The organism is Pedobacter sp. FW305-3-2-15-E-R2A2, from assembly GCF_038446955.1.
In the GTDB taxonomy this organism is placed as follows: Bacteria; Bacteroidota; Bacteroidia; order Sphingobacteriales; family Sphingobacteriaceae; genus Pedobacter.
Map to the genome: position 1 here is coordinate 2,993,889 of NZ_CP151803.1, position 19,794 is coordinate 3,013,682.

Annotated in this window: 13 protein-coding genes; 12 read left to right on the top strand and 1 reads right to left on the bottom strand. The window is 45.0% G+C overall.

What is annotated here, in order from left to right:
• Window positions 1–12 precede the first annotated feature (12 nt).
• The 8 genes from AAFF35_RS12135 to AAFF35_RS12170 all read left to right on the top strand — a co-directional run bounded on the left by AAFF35_RS12135 (window position 13) and on the right by AAFF35_RS12170 (window position 12,566).
• Window positions 13–3,345: a TonB-dependent receptor gene (locus AAFF35_RS12135; RefSeq protein ID WP_342332773.1), complete on the top strand. Its 3,333-nt coding sequence runs from the start codon at window positions 13–15 to the stop codon at window positions 3,343–3,345.
• Between the two features lie 11 nt (window positions 3,346–3,356).
• On the top strand, window positions 3,357–5,039 hold the full coding sequence (locus AAFF35_RS12140; RefSeq protein WP_342332774.1) for a RagB/SusD family nutrient uptake outer membrane protein: 1,683 nt from the start codon (window positions 3,357–3,359) through the stop codon (window positions 5,037–5,039).
• A gap of 36 nt (window positions 5,040–5,075) precedes the next feature.
• Window positions 5,076–7,082: an FAD-dependent oxidoreductase gene (locus tag AAFF35_RS12145; protein WP_342332775.1), complete on the top strand. Its 2,007-nt coding sequence runs from the start codon at window positions 5,076–5,078 to the stop codon at window positions 7,080–7,082.
• 142 nt (window positions 7,083–7,224) lie between these two features.
• Window positions 7,225–7,677: an SRPBCC family protein gene (locus AAFF35_RS12150; RefSeq protein ID WP_342332776.1), complete on the top strand. Its 453-nt coding sequence runs from the start codon at window positions 7,225–7,227 to the stop codon at window positions 7,675–7,677.
• A 285-nt stretch (window positions 7,678–7,962) separates the two neighbouring features.
• Window positions 7,963–9,618 carry an alpha-L-fucosidase gene (locus tag AAFF35_RS12155; RefSeq protein WP_342332777.1) on the top strand — a complete coding sequence of 552 codons (1,656 nt, stop codon included), beginning with the start codon at window positions 7,963–7,965 and terminating at the stop codon, window positions 9,616–9,618.
• Window positions 9,619–9,623: 5 nt separating this feature from the next.
• On the top strand, window positions 9,624–10,637 hold the full coding sequence (locus tag AAFF35_RS12160; protein ID WP_342332778.1) for an aldo/keto reductase: 1,014 nt from the start codon (window positions 9,624–9,626) through the stop codon (window positions 10,635–10,637).
• Window positions 10,634–11,650, top strand: a complete 1,017-nt coding sequence (locus AAFF35_RS12165; protein ID WP_342332779.1) for a zinc-binding alcohol dehydrogenase family protein — start codon at window positions 10,634–10,636, stop codon at window positions 11,648–11,650. Before AAFF35_RS12160 ends, AAFF35_RS12165 begins: the two co-directional genes overlap by 4 nt.
• Before the next feature lie 28 nt (window positions 11,651–11,678).
• Window positions 11,679–12,566 (top strand): helix-turn-helix transcriptional regulator, encoded by an 888-nt coding sequence (locus AAFF35_RS12170; protein WP_342332780.1) that lies wholly within the window; start codon window positions 11,679–11,681, stop codon window positions 12,564–12,566.
• Here the strand turns inward: AAFF35_RS12170 and AAFF35_RS12175 are convergent.
• A complete protein-coding gene (locus AAFF35_RS12175) occupies window positions 12,563–14,506 on the bottom strand; it encodes an oleate hydratase (protein ID WP_342332781.1) in 1,944 nt (647 codons plus the stop codon). The two genes, AAFF35_RS12170 and AAFF35_RS12175, sit on opposite strands and share 4 nt — an antisense overlap.
• A gap of 212 nt (window positions 14,507–14,718) precedes the next feature.
• Here AAFF35_RS12175 and AAFF35_RS12180 point away from each other — a divergent pair, with 212 nt between their 5' ends.
• The 4 genes from AAFF35_RS12180 to AAFF35_RS12195 all read left to right on the top strand — a co-directional run bounded on the left by AAFF35_RS12180 (window position 14,719) and on the right by AAFF35_RS12195 (window position 19,762).
• Window positions 14,719–15,300 (top strand): RNA polymerase sigma-70 factor, encoded by a 582-nt coding sequence (locus tag AAFF35_RS12180; RefSeq protein WP_342332782.1) that lies wholly within the window; start codon window positions 14,719–14,721, stop codon window positions 15,298–15,300.
• A 71-nt stretch (window positions 15,301–15,371) separates the two neighbouring features.
• Window positions 15,372–16,307: an ABC transporter ATP-binding protein gene (locus tag AAFF35_RS12185; protein WP_342333362.1), complete on the top strand. Its 936-nt coding sequence runs from the start codon at window positions 15,372–15,374 to the stop codon at window positions 16,305–16,307.
• A 4-nt stretch (window positions 16,308–16,311) separates the two neighbouring features.
• Window positions 16,312–18,564, top strand: a complete 2,253-nt coding sequence (locus tag AAFF35_RS12190) for a Gldg family protein (RefSeq protein WP_342332783.1) — start codon at window positions 16,312–16,314, stop codon at window positions 18,562–18,564.
• A 73-nt stretch (window positions 18,565–18,637) separates the two neighbouring features.
• Window positions 18,638–19,762, top strand: coding sequence for a FecR domain-containing protein (locus AAFF35_RS12195; protein ID WP_342332784.1), 1,125 nt, complete (start codon window positions 18,638–18,640; stop codon window positions 19,760–19,762).
• The last annotated feature ends 32 nt before the right edge of the window (window positions 19,763–19,794 follow it).

The following is a 19,794-nucleotide window of genomic DNA, read 5'->3' on the forward strand; positions in this document are numbered from 1 at the left end:
AAACCTAAATGTATGCTTAAACAACTTACCCGATCGGGCCGGCTTGTGTTGCCGGTTGTTTTCTTGCTGCTGCTGGCCTTAGCGGGCCAAAGCCAGACGAGTAACAGCAAGATCAATCTTAAAGGCAGGAACATCAGCCTGGCCGAAGTATTCAAATCTATAAAGAAGCAAACGGGATTCACCGTATTTTACAGCAACAAGCTGTTGGACGATTCAGAACTCATCTCTGTGGATTTTACCGGAGAAGCGCTGAACACGGTCATGAATCGTATTTTGAAGGACAGACAGCTGGACTGGCTGATTAAGGAAAAGTACATTGTATTGCAAAGAGCCACACCAGCAGCCCCAGTTCAACAACGTAAAGCGGAACCCGCTAATGTGGACAAGGCACAGCAGCTCAGGGGAACGGTAACGGATGGAACCGGAAGTCCTTTACCTGGTGTCAGCATCAGACGGAAAGAGGTCAATTTAGGAACAGTGACAGATACGCAGGGCCGTTATGTAATTGAGGCTCCGGCCGGTACTGCTCTGGTGTTTTCCTATGTAGGCTATAATAGCCAGGAAATAACGGTTGGCAGTCAGGCTACACTTGATGTAAAACTGTTGGAAGACAATGCCGACCTGGCTGAGGTCGTGGTGGTGGGCTATGGAACTCAGAAAAAAGTAAACCTTACCGGAGCAGTTTCCATGGTTTCCGGAAAGGAGCTGGCTGCACGGCCCATGGGTCAGACTTCTGCTGCCTTGCAGGGGATGGCACCCGGTGTTACGGTGAAACAAAGCTCCGGGAGGCCCGGCGCTGATGGAGGAAATATCCGCATTCGGGGGGTAGGTACCATAAGCGCTTCTGCCAGTGATCCTACTGCATTTAATGGCGCCAATCCCCTGGTGATGATCGATGGAATCGAAGGCTCCATGAACAATATAGATCCCAACCTGATTGAATCCATCTCCGTACTTAAAGATGCAGCTTCTTCTTCCATTTATGGTTCCAGAGCTGCGAACGGTGTAATCCTGATCACCACCAGGAGAGCAACAGCAGATCAGGTCAGCATTTCCTATAACAATTATATCGGATGGCAGGATCCAACCAATATGCCAAAATTGGTGAATGCCCTGGATTACATGCTGCTGATCAATGAGGCCTATGTAAATACGGGCCGTACGCCTCTTTACGCAGATGCATTGGTTCAGAAATACCGTGAACAGAATGGCGTTAATTCGGATCTGTATCCGAATACAGACTGGCAAAAGGAAACCTTAACCGGATCTGGTTTGCAGCAAAGCCATTTTCTTACCATTCAGGGAGGCACGCAAAAAGTGAGAATGCTGGGCTCTTTTGGCCTTTTTGATCAGAAAGGAATCATTGAAAATTCAAGCTTCAAACGGTATACGATACGCAATAATGCCGACATTACTTTTTCGGACAAGCTGAAAGCAAAGATCGATCTGCAATATGTTAATGCGATCACGACTGATCCCGCTGTCGGTTCCGGTGAAATCTTCCAATGGATGAATGGCCTTCCCGCAAACCTGATTGGGGTTAATGAAAGCGGTCAATGGGGCGTAGGCTGGAATGGTAACAATCCGATGTCGGCCAGTAAAGACGGAGGCACGAACAGAACAAGAGCGCCATTTGGAAGTATCAATGCCATTGTCAATTATAAACCACTGGAATGGCTGGAAGCAGAAGCCGCTTATTCTCCAAAATATGCACTTTCCTCTGGCAAGAACTTTAGAAAAGCAATTCAGTCTTACCTGCCCAATGGCAGTCTCAGTTTCCGTACTCCGGCGCTGACTTCCCTGAATCAGTCGCAGACACAGTCTTTCTTTAACAATCTCCGGGCTACGCTCACTGCAAGTAAAAACCTAAAAGACCATACCTTTAAATTGCTGGTTGGTGGGTCCAGAGAAGATTTTTATGCAGAATGGATTTCTGCTTACCGGGATACCTATGTTCTTCCGGAATATCCTGTGCTGGATGGTGGCTCAGCTTCGAACCAACAGGCCAAAGGCAGTGCGGAGGAATGGGCATTACAATCACTGTTCAGTAGATTCAATTACAGTTATAAAGGGAAATACCTGTTGGAACTGAACGCACGCTATGATGGCTCCTCCCGCTTTTCAAAGGGCAATAAATATGGATTCTTTCCCTCTGCTTCGGCAGGATGGAGAATTTCAGAAGAAGGTTTTTTCAGTGGATTGAAAAAGACCATCAATGAAGCGAAACTGAGGTTTTCCTGGGGAAAACTTGGCAATCAGAACATAGGAACTTATCCTTCTACAGCTGCACTGGTACTTGAATCCACAGCTATGGGTAAGCAGATTGTGAACACCGTGGCGTTAAATGACCTCTCTAATAAAAACATATCCTGGGAGACCACTGAAGAAAAAAATATAGGTATTGACCTGACGCTTTTTAATCACCTGAGCATAACGGCCGACTATTACCGCAGGCGCACCCGGGATATCCTGTTGTTACTGGATATCCCTTTGATCATCGGCCTGAACAGGCCCAATCAAAATGCAGGTACAGTAGACAATACAGGCTGGGAGCTGGGTATAGCCTATAAAGGAAGCCTGAAGGACTTCAATTACAATATGAGCTTCAATTTGTCGGACGTAAAAAATACAGTGGCTGACATGAAGGGAATTAACCAGACCGGACTTACGGTAAACCGTGAAGGGCATTCCAGTTTATCTCTTTTTGGATATGAGGCACAAGGTCTGTTCTCTTCTGATGAGGAAGTGGCTGCGCATGCCAAACAATTCGGTACGGTGAAGGCGGGCGATATTAAATACAAAGATCAGAATGGTGATGGTTTGATCAATGAGCGTGATAAAGTAATCATTGGTGGAACCATTCCCAGGCTTACTTATGCGGCCAGCCTTGGGGCTTCCTATAAAGGTTTTGATTTATCAGTACTGCTGCAGGGGGTGGGTAAAGCTAATGGTTACCTGAATGGACCGGGTGTTCAGCCTTTCAGCGTTGGAGGTGCACTGGGTGGGACGATCCGTGAAGAAAACAAGGACCGCTGGTCAGTGGCGAATCCCAATGCGAAATACCCAAGGTTAGCTTTCGGAGAATCGAATAATGAACAGGCTTCCAGTTTCTGGGTGAGGGATGCCTCGTATTTGCGTATCAAAAATATCCAATTGGGATATACCTTATCTGCCGGCCTCGCAAAAAAACTGAGTATCAAACGCCTCAGGCTTTTTGCCAATGGTTCAAATCTGGCTTCATTTGACCGCTTTCTTAGCGGATATGATGTGGAAGCACCAGTAGGCTCAGGAAGTATTTATCCCCAGGTTAAGTTATACAGCCTTGGCTTGGAAGCAACATTTTAAAGATAAAACAGATGAAAACAAATTTATACTTCACTATACTGGTGGCTGTTTTAATAACAGTGAGCCCATCCTGCAAAAAAGGATACCTGGATAAAAATCCATTGTCTGGACCTTCAGATGAAACATTTTTCGTGAACCAGGAGGAACTCCTGCTGGCAGTTAATGGCCTGTACAGGTATGCTGCCTATTCGCCACTGGATGGAATGCCCCTGAACCTTACGATAGATGATGGCACTGATATCGGGTGGGACCGTAACAACAGCGCCCTGCAAAGTCTGGGCAAGGGGAATCACGACAGCAATAACCTCTATGCAAGAGAGGTCTGGACCCAGGCTTACGTCGTAATTGCCAAATGTAATTTTGTACTTGACAATATTGAAAAAGTAAGAGATAAGACTACACCGGCAATATTTAACCGGTCGAAAGCCGAAGCCCGGTTTTTGCGTGCCTATACTTATCAATACCTGTCGGACCATTTCGGTGGTGTACCACTGGTGACCCATATGTTAAGACTGGAAGATGCGCAGATTGCCAAAACTCCGAAAGCAGCGATAGTAGATTACGTCATGCAGGAGTTAACGGAATGTGCTCCTGATCTTCCGGTAGTTTATACCGGAACTGATGTAGGAAGAGCAAGCAGAGGTGCCGCACTGGCAATAAAAGCGCGCACCGCATTGAACAATGGCAGGTGGGCCGAAGCTGCAGATGCCGCGAAAGCGGTGATGGACCTGAATGTTTACAGCCTGCACGACAACTTTGGCGCTTTGTTTAGTTATGCAGGGCAGAATTCCAAAGAGATCATCTGGGCTTTTCAATACCTCCGTGCTTCAAAAACTAAAACCCACTCTACACCCAATAACCTTCTTTCCAGGAACGGACAGGGATTCTCAAATAAGGTGCCTTCACAGTCTTTGGTCGATGTATATCCTTGTACAGATGGCTTAAACATTGATGAATCTCCGCTTTTTAACCCTGCTGACCCTTATAAAAACAGGGATCCAAGACTTGGATTTACCATTGCATTGCCAGGATCAGTATTTTACAATTATCAGTTTGAAACCCATAGGGACAGTTTGAAATGCTGGAATTACAATACCACACCGGCTACGCGGGTAGACAATCAGGAGGCGATTAATGCTTTTGCAACCTTTACAGGCTATTGCTGGAGGAAATATGTTGACCTTGAAGATAAACCCGACCGGACCAATTCTGAACTGAACGTGATTCAGATCAGGTATGCTGAAATTCTGCTGATCTATGCGGAGGCAAAAAATGAACTCAACCAGCTGGATCAGTCGGCCTACGATGCCATCAACCTGATCAGAACCCGGCCAGGAGTAAATATGCCTGTGATCGTTGCAGGAAAAACACAACCGGAGTTTAGGAGCCTGGTGCATAAAGAACGTATTTATGAACTCGCTATGGAAGGCTTCAGGATGTCTGACCTGCGCAGATGGAAAATTGCCGAAAAGGCCATGAACGGAAATTTTTATGGCAGGGTACAAAGGGGATTACTTGCTGCTGCACCTCATATTGACGAAAATGGTTTAGCAGATTATTCTGCCTTGCCAAACCGTGCAGATCTGAGGGTGATAGAGCAGCGCAGTTTTAATAAGGAACGGGATTATCTCTGGCCAATTCCGAATATCGAGACGGTTACCAATACGAAACTAATTCAAAACCCCAACTATTAATTCATCGGTTTTATCTGACCATATACTTATTCAATTATGAAACGTTTTCTTTTAAATACGCTGCTGCTTTTAATCGCGTTGCTGTGGTTCAAACCTTTAAATGCCCGTCAACCCCAACGTCAGCACTACGATATTTGCATTTACGGAGGTACCTCATCGGGAGTAATTGCTGCCTATACCGCTGCCAGAATGGGCAAGTCTGTCCTGTTGATTGAACCCGGAAAGAATCTGGGAGGGATGAGCTCCGGTGGCTTAGGACTCACTGATATCGGGAATAAGTACGCCATCAGTGGTTTGGCTCTGGATTTTTACAGAAGAATTGGCCTGCATTATGGCAAATTTGAGCAGTGGATCTTTGAACCTCATGTTGCTGAAAACCTGTTTCTTGATTATATCAAAAGGGCTAAAGTGGAAGTCCTGTATGAAAGCCGTTTAGCTGCGGTAAGCAGGGAAGGCAAGCTGATCACCGGAATAACGCTGGAGGGCTCGAATAAAACAGGGCCGGGAAATCTGGTTAAAGCGAAAATGTTTATCGATTGTTCTTATGAAGGAGACCTGATGGCAAAGGCTGGCGTATCCTACACGGTAGGCAGGGAGGCAAATGATTTATATCAGGAAATGTTCAATGGCGTACAGCTGATGAACGGCCATCAGTTTCCAGATGGAATAGACCCCTACAAAACTCCTGGCGACCCCTCAAGCGGACTGCTATGGGGGATTCAGCCAGGCGTGTTGGAAAAAGAGGGTACTGGCGATAAAAAGGTCCAGGCTTACAACTTTCGCATATGTTTAACGAATAACAAACAGAACCTGATACCGATCACAAAACCGGAAAATTATCAGCCTGAAAAATATGAATTGCTACTCAGACAAATGGAAAAGAGACCATGGAAGTCCTTACAGGATGGTTTTATATGGAGTGCAATGCCCAATGGAAAAACAGACATCAACAACAGAAATGGTTTTTCAACAGATATGATTGGAATGAACTGGGCGTATCCGGATGCAGACTATCACAAACGAGCGGAAATCTGGAAGGCTCATGTCGATTATACAAAAGGTCTGCTCTATTTTGTTGGAAACGATCCGCGTGTTGCGGAGCACATCCGGCTCGAAATTGGTCAATGGGGATATCCTAAAGACGAATATACAGACAACGGGAACTGGTCTCATCAGCTCTATATCAGGGAGGCCCGTAGGATGGTCGGTAGCCTGGTGATGACCCAGGATCATTGTCAGGGGAGGGCGCGGGTTACAGATGGAGTTGGCATGGCGGCCTATACCATGGATTCGCATAACTGCAACAGGCTGGTCATAAATGGAATGGTGAAAAATGAAGGAAATGTTGAGGAGGGGGGCTTTGGACCTTACCCTATTTCTTACCGGGCAATTGTTCCAAAAGCAAATGAGCTGAGCAATCTTTTAGTGCCGGTTTGCCTTTCTGCGAGTCATATCGCTTATGGCTCTATTCGTATGGAGCCTGTTTTTATGGTACTTGGACAAGCTGCTGCGGTTGCCGCTGTACAAGCCATAGACCATAAAAAAACGGTACAGGAGGTAGATGTAGCAGCAGTACAGACCCTGCTTAAAAACGATCCTTTGGTGGATGGAAGTACTCCGGAAATTCTGGTGGATAATAATGATACGCTAAAAGTGAAAAAGAAAGGCGACTGGACCCTTCAGCGCCAGGGGGGATATGGACCTGATTATTTTCTGAGTGAAACCGGAGGACCGGAAAATAGCATAAGATACCTGCCGGAGATCATTAAAGAAGGAAAGTATGAGATTTATACCTATTATCCCAAGCAAAAGAATGCGGGAGCTTCGACGAGCGCAGCAGTCTATGATGGCAAAAGAACGAAAGAGATTTTAATCGCAGATGAAGAGGTTAAAGTACTCGGACAGACCTCAGGCGAGTGGATCAGTTTAGGCCAATATACGTTGGCGGCAGGAAAGGGGGCGTATGTTCAGCTGTCAGGAAAAGGCAGAACCGGACGTGTGGTTGCGGATGCCGTATTACTTGTGCCTCTGGATAAGCGGTAAAAGGAAATGTTTGTGTACATCAGCTGTCGCAAATCCCCTCTAAATTGTCGCATTATCCCCCTTTCCATTTGCGTTTTTACCAGGATCTTTATTAAAGCAAAGGTAGGGTAACTGCCACAATCAAAAACTAAAAAACAAGCTTATGTCAGACAATAAAGTTTCATTACACAGAGTGATCAAGGCCAGTCCCGAAAAGGTGTATCGTGCCTTCACAGAAAGTACAGCGATCGCTTCATGGTTACCACCTTACGGTTTTCTTTGTACGGTACAGGAAATGAACGTTAAGGTAGGGGGTACTTTTAAAATGTCCTTTCAGAATTTTACCACCGGTAATGGTCATTCATTTGGTGGTGAATATTTAGAGCTCAAACCCAATGAGTTTCTTAAATACACCGACATATTTGATGATCCAAACTTGCCAGGTGTCATGACGACGACCATTTCGCTTCAAAAGACAATGGTAGGTACAGACCTGAAAGTATTGCAGGAAGGAATTCCTGCAATGATACCGGCCGAAATGTGTTACCTGGGCTGGCAGGAATCACTGGAAAAACTGATTAAACTGGTGGAGCCTGAAATACCGGATGCCGGATAAACGCTTGGTGAAAGCTCCCTGAAAATGAAATTCAGGGAGCTTTTTTTATGCAGTTTTGCGGTCAATGTCATCAACAACTAAAGCTCCTGTTGTCTCCCAAAGTCTTCGATAAACAGGCCCAATCTTAATTTTATCTGGTCAGATATAATTTACAAATAGTCAGCTGTAATTTACAAATAGTCGGATTTGTACACAAAAGAGTCAATTCCCTACAAAAGATAATATCGGCCATATGATAAATTTGTAACCAGGCTAACGCTACAACCTAACCAAATAATTTAAAAGATGAACAGAAGAAAGCTGCTTCAAAGTATTGCTATTGGCATACCTGGTCTATTGCTATCTAAAAATTTTGCGGCACTGGCTCATGAATTCCCAGAAATTTCAGAAAAAGTCTTATCAGGCCCTTTTAGTCCTACCTGGAAATCACTGCAGTCTTACCAGACCCCGGACTGGTTCAGGGATGCTAAATTTGGCATGTGGGCACATTGGGGCCCCCAATGTCAACCTGAAGCCGGCGACTGGTATGCCAGGGAGATGTACATGGAAGGCAGTCATAAATACAAATTTCATCTTGAAAAATACGGACATCCTTCCAACTTTGGCTTTAAAGATGTGATCCATAGCTGGAAAGCTGAAAACTGGGATCCGGAAGAATTGGTTTCGCTGTACAAAAATGCCGGTGCCCGGTACTTTATGGCGCTGGCGAACCATCATGACAACCTCGATCTTTATGATAGTAAATATCAAAAAAATTGGAATGCTTTAAAAATGGGACCTAAAAAAGACCTGATAGCCGGTTGGGCAGCAGCTGCAAAAAAGAACGATCTTTTCTTTGGGGTCAGTGTACATGCCGCCCATGCATGGAGCTGGTATGAAGTGGCCCAGCGTTCCGACCAAAGCGGGAAATATGCGGGAATAAGCTACGATGGCAAATTAACAAAGGCTGATGGAAAGGGGAAATGGTGGTCGGGTTTAGACCCACAGGAGCTTTACGCCCAAAACCATCCGCTAAGTAAAAACAGCCTGGACAACGGAGCAATCCACAGGCAATGGCACTGGGGAAATGGCGTGAACCGACCAACTAAGGCCTATATTGAAAAATTCTACAACAGGACGATTGATCTGATCAACAACTACCATCCGGATCTGGTCTATTTTGATGATTCCCAACTTCCGCTGTGGCCGGTTAGCGATGCCGGGCTTCGCATCGCCGCTCACCTTTACAATAAAAGCATCAAAGAAACAGGGAAGCTAAATGCAGTGATCACCGGAAAAATATTAGATGAAAATCAGCGTAAAGCAATGGTCTGGGACATTGAAAGGGGCCAGAGCAACGCTATTGAACCACTTCCCTGGCAAACGGACACCTGCATAGGAGATTGGCATTATGACCGAAGCATTTACACCAGAAAAGGGTATAAAACAGCTAAAACCGTGATTCATACCCTGGTCGATGTGGTGAGCAAAAATGGAAACCTGATGTTGAATATTCCGGTGAGGGGAGATGGGACAATTGATGAACTTGAACGTAAAGTGGTAGAAGATATAGGGGTATGGATGAAGGCAAACGGGGTTAGCATCTATGGTACCCGTCCCTGGAAAATATTTGGTGAGGGGCCGGCGCAACAGGGAGCCGCGAAACTAAGCGCACAGGGTTTTAATGAAGGAAAAGGAAAACCTTTCACGGAAACGGATGTTCGTTTTGCGGTTAAAGGGGAGCAGCTTTTTGCTACGGTGATGGGCTGGCCGGCTTCCGGTTACGCATTAATTACCAGCCTTAAAGAAGACAGTAGCTATTATCCGGAACAAATCAACAAAGTGGAATTGGTGGCAACCGGACAGGAGCTGAAGTTTGAAAGAAATGCAGCCGGGTTAAAGGTCTATTTTCCTGAATCGGCGCCCACAGCTTCCTACGCTAACGCCTTAAGGATAACCTAAAAAAAATGGCGAACATCAAAATTCCTCCTGTTGTATTTGGAACCAGTGGTTTGGGCAACCTCTACCATGCCCTGGACTACGGAACAAAAAAGGCAATCGTCAATGCATGCCTGACCTCCTCGTCTGACCTCACTTTTTTTGATACCGCTGGTAAATACGGCGCAGGGCTTGCCCTTGAAGTGCTGGGATCTTGCCTGAAAGATTTGAGAATTGATCCCTCAAAGGTATTGATCAGCAATAAACTGGGATGGTACCAGACGGAGCTGAAGGATCCGGAACCTACATTCGAACCTGGCATATGGAAAAATCTGAAAAATGATGCAGTTCAGCGCATCAGCTATCAGGGAATCCTGGATTGCTTTGAACAGGGAAACAAGCTGCTTGGAGGTTATCCTGCAAACTTTGTTTCTGTTCACGATCCCGACGAGTACCTGCGTTCAGCAGAAAATGAAAGGCAAAGCCGGCAGCGATATGCGGACATTATGGATGCCTATCAGGCATTACATGAGCTGAAATCAGCCGGAAGCGTTGCTGCTGTAGGCATTGGTGCTAAAGACTGGAAGGTCATCAGAAAAATCGAACAGGATGTTCAGCTGGATTGGGTGATGATTGCAAACAGCCTGACCGTTAAATCTCACCCGAAAGAACTCATTCAGTTTATTGAAACACTGGATAAGAAAAATATTCCGGTCATCAATTCTGCAATTTTTAATGGGGGCTTTTTAACCGGAAGCGAATTTTACAATTACCGCCGGATTGACGCCAACAATGCAGATGACCAGGCACTATTGAATTGGCGTAGCGATTTTTTCGACATTTGCAGTCAATATGGACTGCTGCCAGCTGAAGCTTGCTTTAATTTTTGCAGGCATTTTTCAGGTATAAAGAGTATTGCAATGAGTACGACAAGAGTTGAAAAAGTAGCACAGAATCTAGCGATGACATCAAAGCAGGTTCCCCGGGAATTCTGGATAACTATGTATAAAAACGGATTAATTGAAACCCCCATCATCTTATGATCACACTATCTTGTGAAACCCCCGGTAAATTTGAATTTAAAGAAAGTACCCTTCCAAAGCCAAAGAAAGGATACGCGCTCCTGAAAATTAAGAGAATAGGCATTTGTGGAACGGACTATCACGCTTTCGAAGGAACACAACCTTTTTTTAATTATCCCCGGATCCTTGGTCATGAGATTGCTGCAGAAATCGCCGGTCTTGAAACTGAACAGGAATTCCGTATCGGCGAAAAGGTCACCATTAACCCTTATTTCTCCTGTGGTCAATGTATTGCATGTAGAAATGCCAAACCCAATTGCTGTGAACACATCAGCGTATTTGGTGTGCACGAAGATGGTGGCATGCAGGAATATATTTCCGTACCGGAATCAGCGCTCATTCATGGCCAGGGCCTGAGTTTTGATGAACTGGCACTGGTGGAGCCCTTAGCTATAGGCGCTCATGGCATTAGACTGTCTGAGCTTAAAACAGGCGAATTTGTTTTGATCTTAGGCGCCGGACCAATAGGATTGGGTACCGCCAGCCTAGCACAAATAGCTGGTGGGGAAGTTATTGTAGCGGACTATAATACCAACCGACTGGATTTTTGTCGTAATCAACTCGATATCTCTCATACGATCAACCTTTCAGAAACCGATATGTATACCAGCCTGAAGGAAATTACCCATGGTGACATGCCAACGGTGATTATCGATTGTACAGGAAATCAGGAGGCCATAAACGGAGCCTTGAAATTTCTCGCTCATGGCGGAAAACTAATTCTGATCGGACTTCAGAAAAAAGAGATCAACATCAGTCATCCCGAGTTTCATAAACGTGAGGCGACACTGAAAAGTAGTAGAAATGCCTTATCTGATGATTTTTCGCATGTCATTAACTGTATCAGCAAGGGGCTGATTCATCCATTGGATTTTATCAGTCACCGCGTAGCCTTTGAAAGCTTACCGGGGAATTTTGAAAAGCTACTGAACTCGCAGCAATCGGTCATCAAGGCAATGGTGGAATTTGACTAATTGTTTTTATTTTTAGCGGCAACTTGCCATGACCAGAAAACTCATCAAAAACTATTTTCATCTGTTAAACACAGATTATGTCAAACTGGGGGCCAAATGGAACTTCAGCAATGTGATGAGTCCATACTATAGAATATATTACATCGATGAGGGAGAAGGAGTGATTTCCAGCTTAGCGGGGAATGTAATTTTGAAGCCCGGAAACTTATACCTTATTCCGAGCTTCACCCTTTGCGACCTTTCCTGCAGCCACTTTTTAAGTCAGTATTTTGTGCAGTTTTTCGAGGAGTCTCCTGATGGCTTATCGCTGTTCGCAAATTGCAGAAAAATCATGCACTTAGCCGCAACACCAATTGACATTGCAAATATCAACAGGATACTGGCCATAAACCCAGGAAGAGGCATCAACCGGTCTGACGATCCCAAAGTTTATGAAAAAGACATTTACTACAAAGAGTATACGGAGCTCAATAATTTACAAAGCGTATCAGCTCAATATGAAACGCAGGGCATTATCTTACAATTAATTTCAAGATTTCTAAAACCCGAGATCTTCAGGCAGGATAAACTCGCTGTAATTCCCTCGGTAATTCTTGATGCCATAAGTTATATACAGATCAATATCAGTTCGGTATTAAAGGTAAGTTATCTGGCAGACCGTGCAAACCTGAATACCGATTATTTTTCCAGGATATTCCACCGGTATACCGGAAAAAGTCCGGTTGCCTATATCCTGGAAAAAAGAATAGAGCGTGCACAATACCTGATCATCACCACAAACTACCAATATGGCGATATTGCTCAGCTAACGGGCTTTGAAAACTCCCAGTATTTTTCCAGAATTTTCAAACGTTTAACTGGTCTCACACCGGGAGCATACAGAACACAGAACCAAACAATGAACCTGATCGATTAATGGTCTTTTAGCCCTTTCATCCAATCTTTGAATTTGTTGACTTGCTCCATGATAAAAGACTCATGTTCTTCTTCTCCTTCCGGGCCTGCCGGTAAAATGTGTTCAAAATAAGTTCCTTTCAATACGCTGCGTAAGATACCTTCACCCAAAAATGGCTTATTGTCATTTAGTGTTTTTGCGGCTTTGAGTAAATGGCGGATATCGTATTGTAAAGGATTAATATCGGGTACCTGTTTATTGAGGTCCAGCAGTTCATAGACGGCAATCCTGGCTGTCCTTACGGAGCTTTCCATGGTAAATACCACATCATTGTTGGTTTCTACAAACTGTCCGATCAGTCCCAGGTTTTTGCAACCTTCCGGAACCACTCTTGGACGATCACCTTTTGCCCTCGGCATAAACATAGAAGTAATATAGGGCATGAAAGCCGTGCGGACGATCGTGTGCTTTACCACATCATCCAACTGATCAATGATGCCCATATGGTAACACAATTCCGCAAGAATCTCATCTCCGGTACATTCAGGCATTACTTTTTTGACCTGATTTCCTTCCTTATCCATGAACAGGGCGTACACCCACAGGACTAAAATATCATCTGGTTGTTCCGGGAAATGAGGTTGCCTGTTACAGGTAAAACTCATTAACCAATTGGAATCTGTAATGGTCACGATTCCACCGGTAGCTGTTTTTCCGGAATAGGGGTCATTTACACAATATTCCTTTAGTTTTTCAACCAACGCAGAAGGCCTGCAGGTTAAAGTCACGGATTCCCAGGCCGACTTTTCGATATTGCTGCAGAATTTCTCCGGTTTACCAAAGACAGGTGATTTGGCAGCAAGGTTTTTCCAGAGCTTCCATCCACCGCTCTTTCCGCTCGTGTTGTTGTCGACAGTGATGACAGGTGCTTTTTTGTTATCCCCATAGAAAGTATCTTCGGTCATCGAACCAGTGGTCACAATCACATAGTCGTCTTTTCCAACGGGTATTTTAACTTCTTTTCCATTTTGCGTTGTAATGATCCCTTCCACTACTTTTCCCTCGGTATTGATATGAATATCCAGGTCATTAATGAGTGTATTAAACTGGATGTTCACCCCTTTGTCTTTTAGGAAATTGCGTAAAGGCGTTACAAAGGTGTCGTATTGGTTATATTTAGGGAATACCAGGGACGAAAAGTCATGTAATCCATCAATCGCATGGAGGAACCGGTGCATGTAAAGTTTTAATTCCAGCAGGCTGTGCCAGTTTTCAAATGCAAACATCGTGCGCCAGTAGGTCCAGAAATCACTGCTCAGGAAGCTTTCACTAAAATAATCTTCAATGGTCAGATCGTCCAGGTCTTCTTTTTTCTTCAGCAGAAGCTTGATAATAGCCATCTGGTCTTTTTTGTTCAGGCCGAATTTGCTGAAATCTTTTATTACGCCCTGCTGATGGATCAGGCGGGCTTTGGAGTAATTAGAGTCGTTGTCATTGATTAAACGGTATTCATCCAACACGGTATAGGGAGCCGGCATTTCAAGCGCCGGAATGTCCTGAAATATATCCCAAAGGTTTTCATAGGTCATGTCCATTTCCCGGCCACCCCTGATGATATAACCTTCCTTCGCATTACCTGCACCATCCAACGACCCTCCATCGATGTGCAATTGTTCTAAAAATGTGATGTTTTTCGCGGGCACCTGTCCATCACGAATAAAATAATATGCAGTAGCCATGCCGGCAATACCGCTGCCTATGATATAGATTTTACTGTCCTTATAGGATTTACGGGGGATTCCTCTGTTACGTTGATAGTTTCCAATCTGATCCGAAAAGGGCATAGATTTTTGCGGGGTATTGCGTTGCTGCTCTTTGCTGGAATCAGGTTCATGATTCACATTTCCATCGTTAGGGGAAGTGTTTAATATGTTACTGAATTTAGAGGTGATTGCTTTCATTGTTTATGATTTAATTTAATGATAACAGGAAAAACAAGATATAGCTCAAGTTTAAAACAAAAGTAACCGCAAAGGCTAATGCTTTAAATGCATAGCATCATACAAAATGATGATGCATATCATACTCTTGAATCAATTGGATAGGAGAAAGCTTTGCTGGCTAAGATTGCTAATTCAAGCATTTTTTAATAATATTGTGTAAAGTAGGGGACATGATAGATTATACCGTAATAACTGACCAGGAGCTGGCCAAAATGCTTGCATTAGGGGATCAGACTGCCTTTGCGGAAATCTATAGTCGCTACAAATTTATCCTTTACAACCATGCCTGGAACAAAACCCGGGATAAACAGGAAGCACAGGATACCTTACAGGAGGTTTTTGCAATGATCTGGTCTAAAAGAGCAACGATCAATATTGGCAATAATCTTTCCGGTTACCTTTATACCTGTGTTCGAAATCACATCCTAAATGTCATTGTCCGCAGGAACACCCACAATAAATACACCTCTTCGATATTGAAATTTGCGCAAACAGGGCAGGTGCTTACCGATCACCTGATCCGTGAAAATCAATTGAAAGCTTTGATCGACAGGGAGATTGCTGCACTTCCTCCACGCATGCGTGAGGTATTTGAGCTGAGCAGAAAACAACACCTGAGCCATAAACAGATCGCTGAAATAATGGGTACGAGTGAAGAAACGGTTAAAAAACAAATGTCCAGAGCGTTAAAATCACTACGCTTAAAGTTAGGGCTTCCCGTTTTCATCCTCATGCTGTTGTTTTACCGGTAACACATTTATTTTTTTTCCTTGTACCACCCCGGCCATCCTTAGTTTGTCTAACTGCCAGACTAAACTAAATGATGACAACCAGTATTGTAAAAATCGAAAACCTTTCCCACCGCTACAGTCTTGACTGGGCCATACGGGATATTAATTTTGAGATCAGCCCAAGAGGAGTCCTCGGGTTGCTGGGCTCTAACGGCGCAGGAAAATCGACTACGATGAACATTCTTTGCGGGGTACTCAACCAAACGGAAGGAAATGTGTTCATTGATGGGATCGACACCAGACTGCATCCCGAACAGGCGAAACGAAAACTTGGATTTCTTCCCCAGCATGCTCCTTTACACCTCGACCTGAATGTCGATGAGTACCTGACCTATTGTGCCCACATCCGGGACGTTCCCGCAAAAAAGGTGCGAATGGCAGTCGCAGAAGTGAAAAATAAATGCGGCATCAGCCATTTCAGTAAACGCCTGCTGAGCAACCTTTCCGGAGGCTATAAACAACGGGTCGGCATTGCACAGGCAATTATTCATCATCCGCTCCTGGTGGTACTGGATGAGCCTACCAACGGGCTCGATCCCAACCAGATTCTGGAGGTACGGAAACTGATCAAAGAAATCTCTGAAGAGCGCTCGGTGCTCTTTTCCACGCATATCCTCTCGGAAGTGCAGGCCACCTGTAAGGAAATCAGAATGATAGAAGGCGGGCGAATGGTCTTTGCCGATACCATGGAAGCCTTTAACAATTACATCATGCCAAATTCTGTGCTGATCTACCTGGACAATCCTCCATCCATGGAGACCCTCAGTCGCCTTCCGGACATTACGAGTGCCGAAGCGCTCAGCGACGGTGGTTTAAGACTCCATTTTAAGGGCTCCCAAAAGAACATTTCGGCAAAGATCATTGAAGCCAGTATCAGCAATGGCTGGCAGCTCAGCGAGATTATGCTCGAGAAAAGCTCCCTTGACGAAATATTCGCCCAACTTTCCAACCATAAAAAGCCAGTATAAGCGCATGAAGAAAATACTAAAAATCGCAAAATTAGAACTCAGCATCTTATTCTTTGCACCCGTAGCCTGGCTGGTCCTGATCATCTTTTTCCTGCAGAGTGGCAACCGCTTTCTGGGCCTGTTTGGCAGTTACCAGGAGGCCATATCCATGGGCAATCAGGTTACTGACCTGAGTTTCGCCATGTTCCCGGGTACAGGCGGCCTTTTCGAACAAACCTTGCAGAACATTTACTTTTACATCCCCTTACTCAGCATGGGGCTGATGAGCCGGGAAATCAGTAGTGGCTCCATTAAATTATTGCTTTCTTCGCCCGTTACTGTTAAAGAAATCATTTTCGGGAAATACCTGGCCATAACTCTATATGGTTTCTTATTGGTCATGATATTGCTGGTATATGCGCTTACCGGTGGGGTCTTGATCCGCAATGCAGATTATGGATTGATCGGATCGGGCCTTCTGGCTTTATTCCTCCTCATTTGTACTTATGCGGCAATCGGACTTTTCATGTCCAGCCTTACCGGTTATCAGGTGGTTGCAGCGATCAGTACATTGGCTGTATTTGCAGCCTTACAATACGTAGGAAGTGTTGGCCAGGATATTGATTTTGTAAGGGATTTCACTTATTTCCTTTCCATTTCGGGTAGAACGGACGACCTGCTGAAGGGACTCATCAGCAGCAGGGATGTGATCTATTTTCTCCTTATTATTGGCTTATTCCTTTCGCTCTCCATTCTGCGGCTGAAAGCGGCCAGATCTCCTCAGTCTGCCGGTATGTTGTTGATGAAATACACAGGCATTGTTACAGCGGCACTTTTGATGATTTACCTCAGCTCGAGGCCACAGTTCATTTGGTATAAAGACCTGACCGCAAATAAGGTCCGCACACTGACGCCCAATAGTCAGGCGGTTGCAAAGCAGATCAAGGGCGATTTGAGCATCACAACCTATGTGAATCTGCTGGATCAAAATGTTTATGCCGGCCTGCCGGTCTCCAGAAATCTGGATATGTCCAGGTTCGATGCTTACCGCAGGTATATTCCGGGCCTGAAGATGAAGTACGTTTATTATTACGACATCACTGATCTTAAAAACAATAGAAACATGGTCTACCAGGGCGATCTGACAGGTTTGACCGTAAAACAGGTGGCAGAAAAAGTGGCCGATAATATGGGACTGGAGGTCAATGATTTCCTGTCTCCGGCCGACATCCGTAAGCGCATTGACCTGCGAAGCGAAGACAATAATTTTATTCGTATCCTGGAATACCAGGGAAGAACGAGTAAGTTGAGGCTGTACGATGAAATGGATGCCTTTCCTTTAGAAACAGAAATCACGGCAGCCATAAAACGCCTGATCGTTCCGGCACCGCGAATCGGAGTCATCACCGGACACAACGAACGCAGTATTTTGAAAACAGGAGAACGCAATTATGAATCCTTCCTCAACGCAAAAAAAGTAAGGCGCTCGCTGATCAATCAGGGTTTTGAAGTGGCTGCGGTCACACTGGATTCCGGTTCGGTTCCAGTTGGTCTGAGCCTGCTGATCCTGGCAGATCCGGCTACGACATTAAAGCCTGCTGAACTCACGGCATTAAAATCGTATATTGACAATGGAGGCAACCTGATGATCACTACAGAACCCGGACAGCAACAACTGATCAACCCGATATTAAAATGGGTTGATATCCGGTTAAAGGAAGGCGCCCTGGTGATGCCGAGTAACGACAATCTGCCAGACCAGGTGATCGCAACAACCTTCAGGGAAGGAATGCCGGTGGCGATGCCAGGGGTATCCGCATTGCAATATGACAACAGCGGAGCTTTCCTTGCCGATACCTTACTGGTGAGTGCTGCCAATGGCTGGAACAAACAGGGCGAGCTGGCCAAAGGGGCGACTGAGATTTCCTATCGTCCGGATCAGGGAGATGTCAAAGGAAGTTACCCAACAGCTATCGCACTCCACCGGACGATCAAAGGGAAAATGCAAAAGATCTTGGTATCCGGAGATGCCGATTTTATGTCTAATAAAGAGTTGAGCCAGCCAAAAGGAATGAATCAAAGGTTCAGTACTACTGTGTTCAAATGGTTTGTCAACGGGGAGTTTCCGGTAGATACCCGGCGCCCCGAACCTAAAGACAATGAAATTTTGCTTAAAAAACGACAGATTTCAACGCTCAAGTTGGTGTTTACAGGTTTAATTCCTTTATTAATCGGCCTTCTGGGGGCCTACATCATCATCAGCAGGAAAAGAAAATAAATTTTATTCCCATGTACCACTTTGATAGCCACTATATTGTCTAACTATTTAATCAGCTTTTCCAACCACCAACATGACAGAGGAAGAATTACAGCAAATACTAAAAAGGTACAGCGAGGGCAAGGCAACCGAACAGGAAAAAGCATTGCTCGAAAGCTGGTATCTGAATTACAATAGCGACCATTCCGAACAGGCTCAAATGCCCGAGTTGCTGGAAGCGGTGGATAGGGTATGGGCAAACGTAAATCCGATTACGGTAGTGGCCAGGCAGCTTTCCTTGTTTGCAAAATTGAGCATCGCTGCTGCGGTTCTTTTAATTTTGTCTTTTGGTACCTGGTTTATCCTGCAAAAACAGGAACCGGCAGTATTTGAGCTGAGTGTTGCTAAAGATATTGCCCCTGGACAGAACAAGGCGACGCTTACGCTCGCTTCCGGCAGGAAAATCATTTTGGCGGAGACTGCAGTCGGCGAGATTCTCAGGGAACCAGGGGGGCTCAGCATCAGTCATACCAAATCGGGAGAACTGATCTATACCTCAAAGGCAACCGGGAAACAGACAGCCGGCGCAGCATGGAATACACTCGAAACCTTTAAAGGGGAGCAACATCAGCTGATGCTTCCGGATGGTTCTCATGTCTGGCTGAATGCAGCTTCTTCCATTACCTTTCCTGATTCATTTTCAGCTACGCGGGAAGTGTCGGTCAGCGGTGAAGTGTATTTTGAAGTCGCCCATGACCCATCGAGGCCGTTTATCGTAAAAAGTAAGGGGCAGCGGGTCGAGGTATTGGGGACACATTTTAACATCAACGTTTATCCGGATGAACTTTCAGGTAAGACAACCTTGCTGGAGGGTGCGGTCAGGATCAGTACTGATGCCAACGGTTCCAGCCTGCTGAAACCAGGAGAACAGGCCAGTCTGACTGCCGGAAAGATCAGGGTTGCCAAAGTATCCACGGATGAAGTCATCGCCTGGAAGAACGGTTATTTCATGTTTGAAAGCGAAGACATCCGCTCGGTGATGAGAAAAATATCGAGGTGGTATAACGTAGAGGTGGTCTATGAGGGAGAAGTCCCTCAGGATACCTTTGGCGGTACAATTGACCGTTTTGCCAAAGTCTCCCAGGTCCTTAAAAAATTACAACTGACCGATAAGGTCCATTTCAAAGTAGAAGGAAGGAGGATTATCGTTACGAAATAACAAATCCCGCGATGATCCATAAAAAAGGCCAG

Bases quoted from the DNA above. Each gene is read 5' to 3' on its own strand.
- AAFF35_RS12175 (WP_342332781.1), bottom strand. From the start codon at position 14,506: ATGAAAGCAATCACCTCTAAATTCAGTAACATATTAAACACTTCCCCT.
- AAFF35_RS12190 (WP_342332783.1), top strand. From the start codon at position 16,312: ATGAAGAAAATACTAAAAATCGCAAAATTAGAACTCAGCATCTTATTC.
- AAFF35_RS12180 (WP_342332782.1), top strand. From the start codon at position 14,719: ATGATAGATTATACCGTAATAACTGACCAGGAGCTGGCCAAAATGCTT.
- AAFF35_RS12150 (WP_342332776.1), top strand. From the start codon at position 7,225: ATGTCAGACAATAAAGTTTCATTACACAGAGTGATCAAGGCCAGTCCC.
- AAFF35_RS12160 (WP_342332778.1), top strand. From the start codon at position 9,624: ATGGCGAACATCAAAATTCCTCCTGTTGTATTTGGAACCAGTGGTTTG.
- AAFF35_RS12195 (WP_342332784.1), top strand. From the start codon at position 18,638: ATGACAGAGGAAGAATTACAGCAAATACTAAAAAGGTACAGCGAGGGC.
- AAFF35_RS12140 (WP_342332774.1), top strand. From the start codon at position 3,357: ATGAAAACAAATTTATACTTCACTATACTGGTGGCTGTTTTAATAACA.
- AAFF35_RS12145 (WP_342332775.1), top strand. From the start codon at position 5,076: ATGAAACGTTTTCTTTTAAATACGCTGCTGCTTTTAATCGCGTTGCTG.
- AAFF35_RS12165 (WP_342332779.1), top strand. From the start codon at position 10,634: ATGATCACACTATCTTGTGAAACCCCCGGTAAATTTGAATTTAAAGAA.
- AAFF35_RS12170 (WP_342332780.1), top strand. From the start codon at position 11,679: ATGACCAGAAAACTCATCAAAAACTATTTTCATCTGTTAAACACAGAT.
- AAFF35_RS12135 (WP_342332773.1), top strand. From the start codon at position 13: ATGCTTAAACAACTTACCCGATCGGGCCGGCTTGTGTTGCCGGTTGTT.
- AAFF35_RS12185 (WP_342333362.1), top strand. From the start codon at position 15,372: ATGACAACCAGTATTGTAAAAATCGAAAACCTTTCCCACCGCTACAGT.
- AAFF35_RS12155 (WP_342332777.1), top strand. From the start codon at position 7,963: ATGAACAGAAGAAAGCTGCTTCAAAGTATTGCTATTGGCATACCTGGT.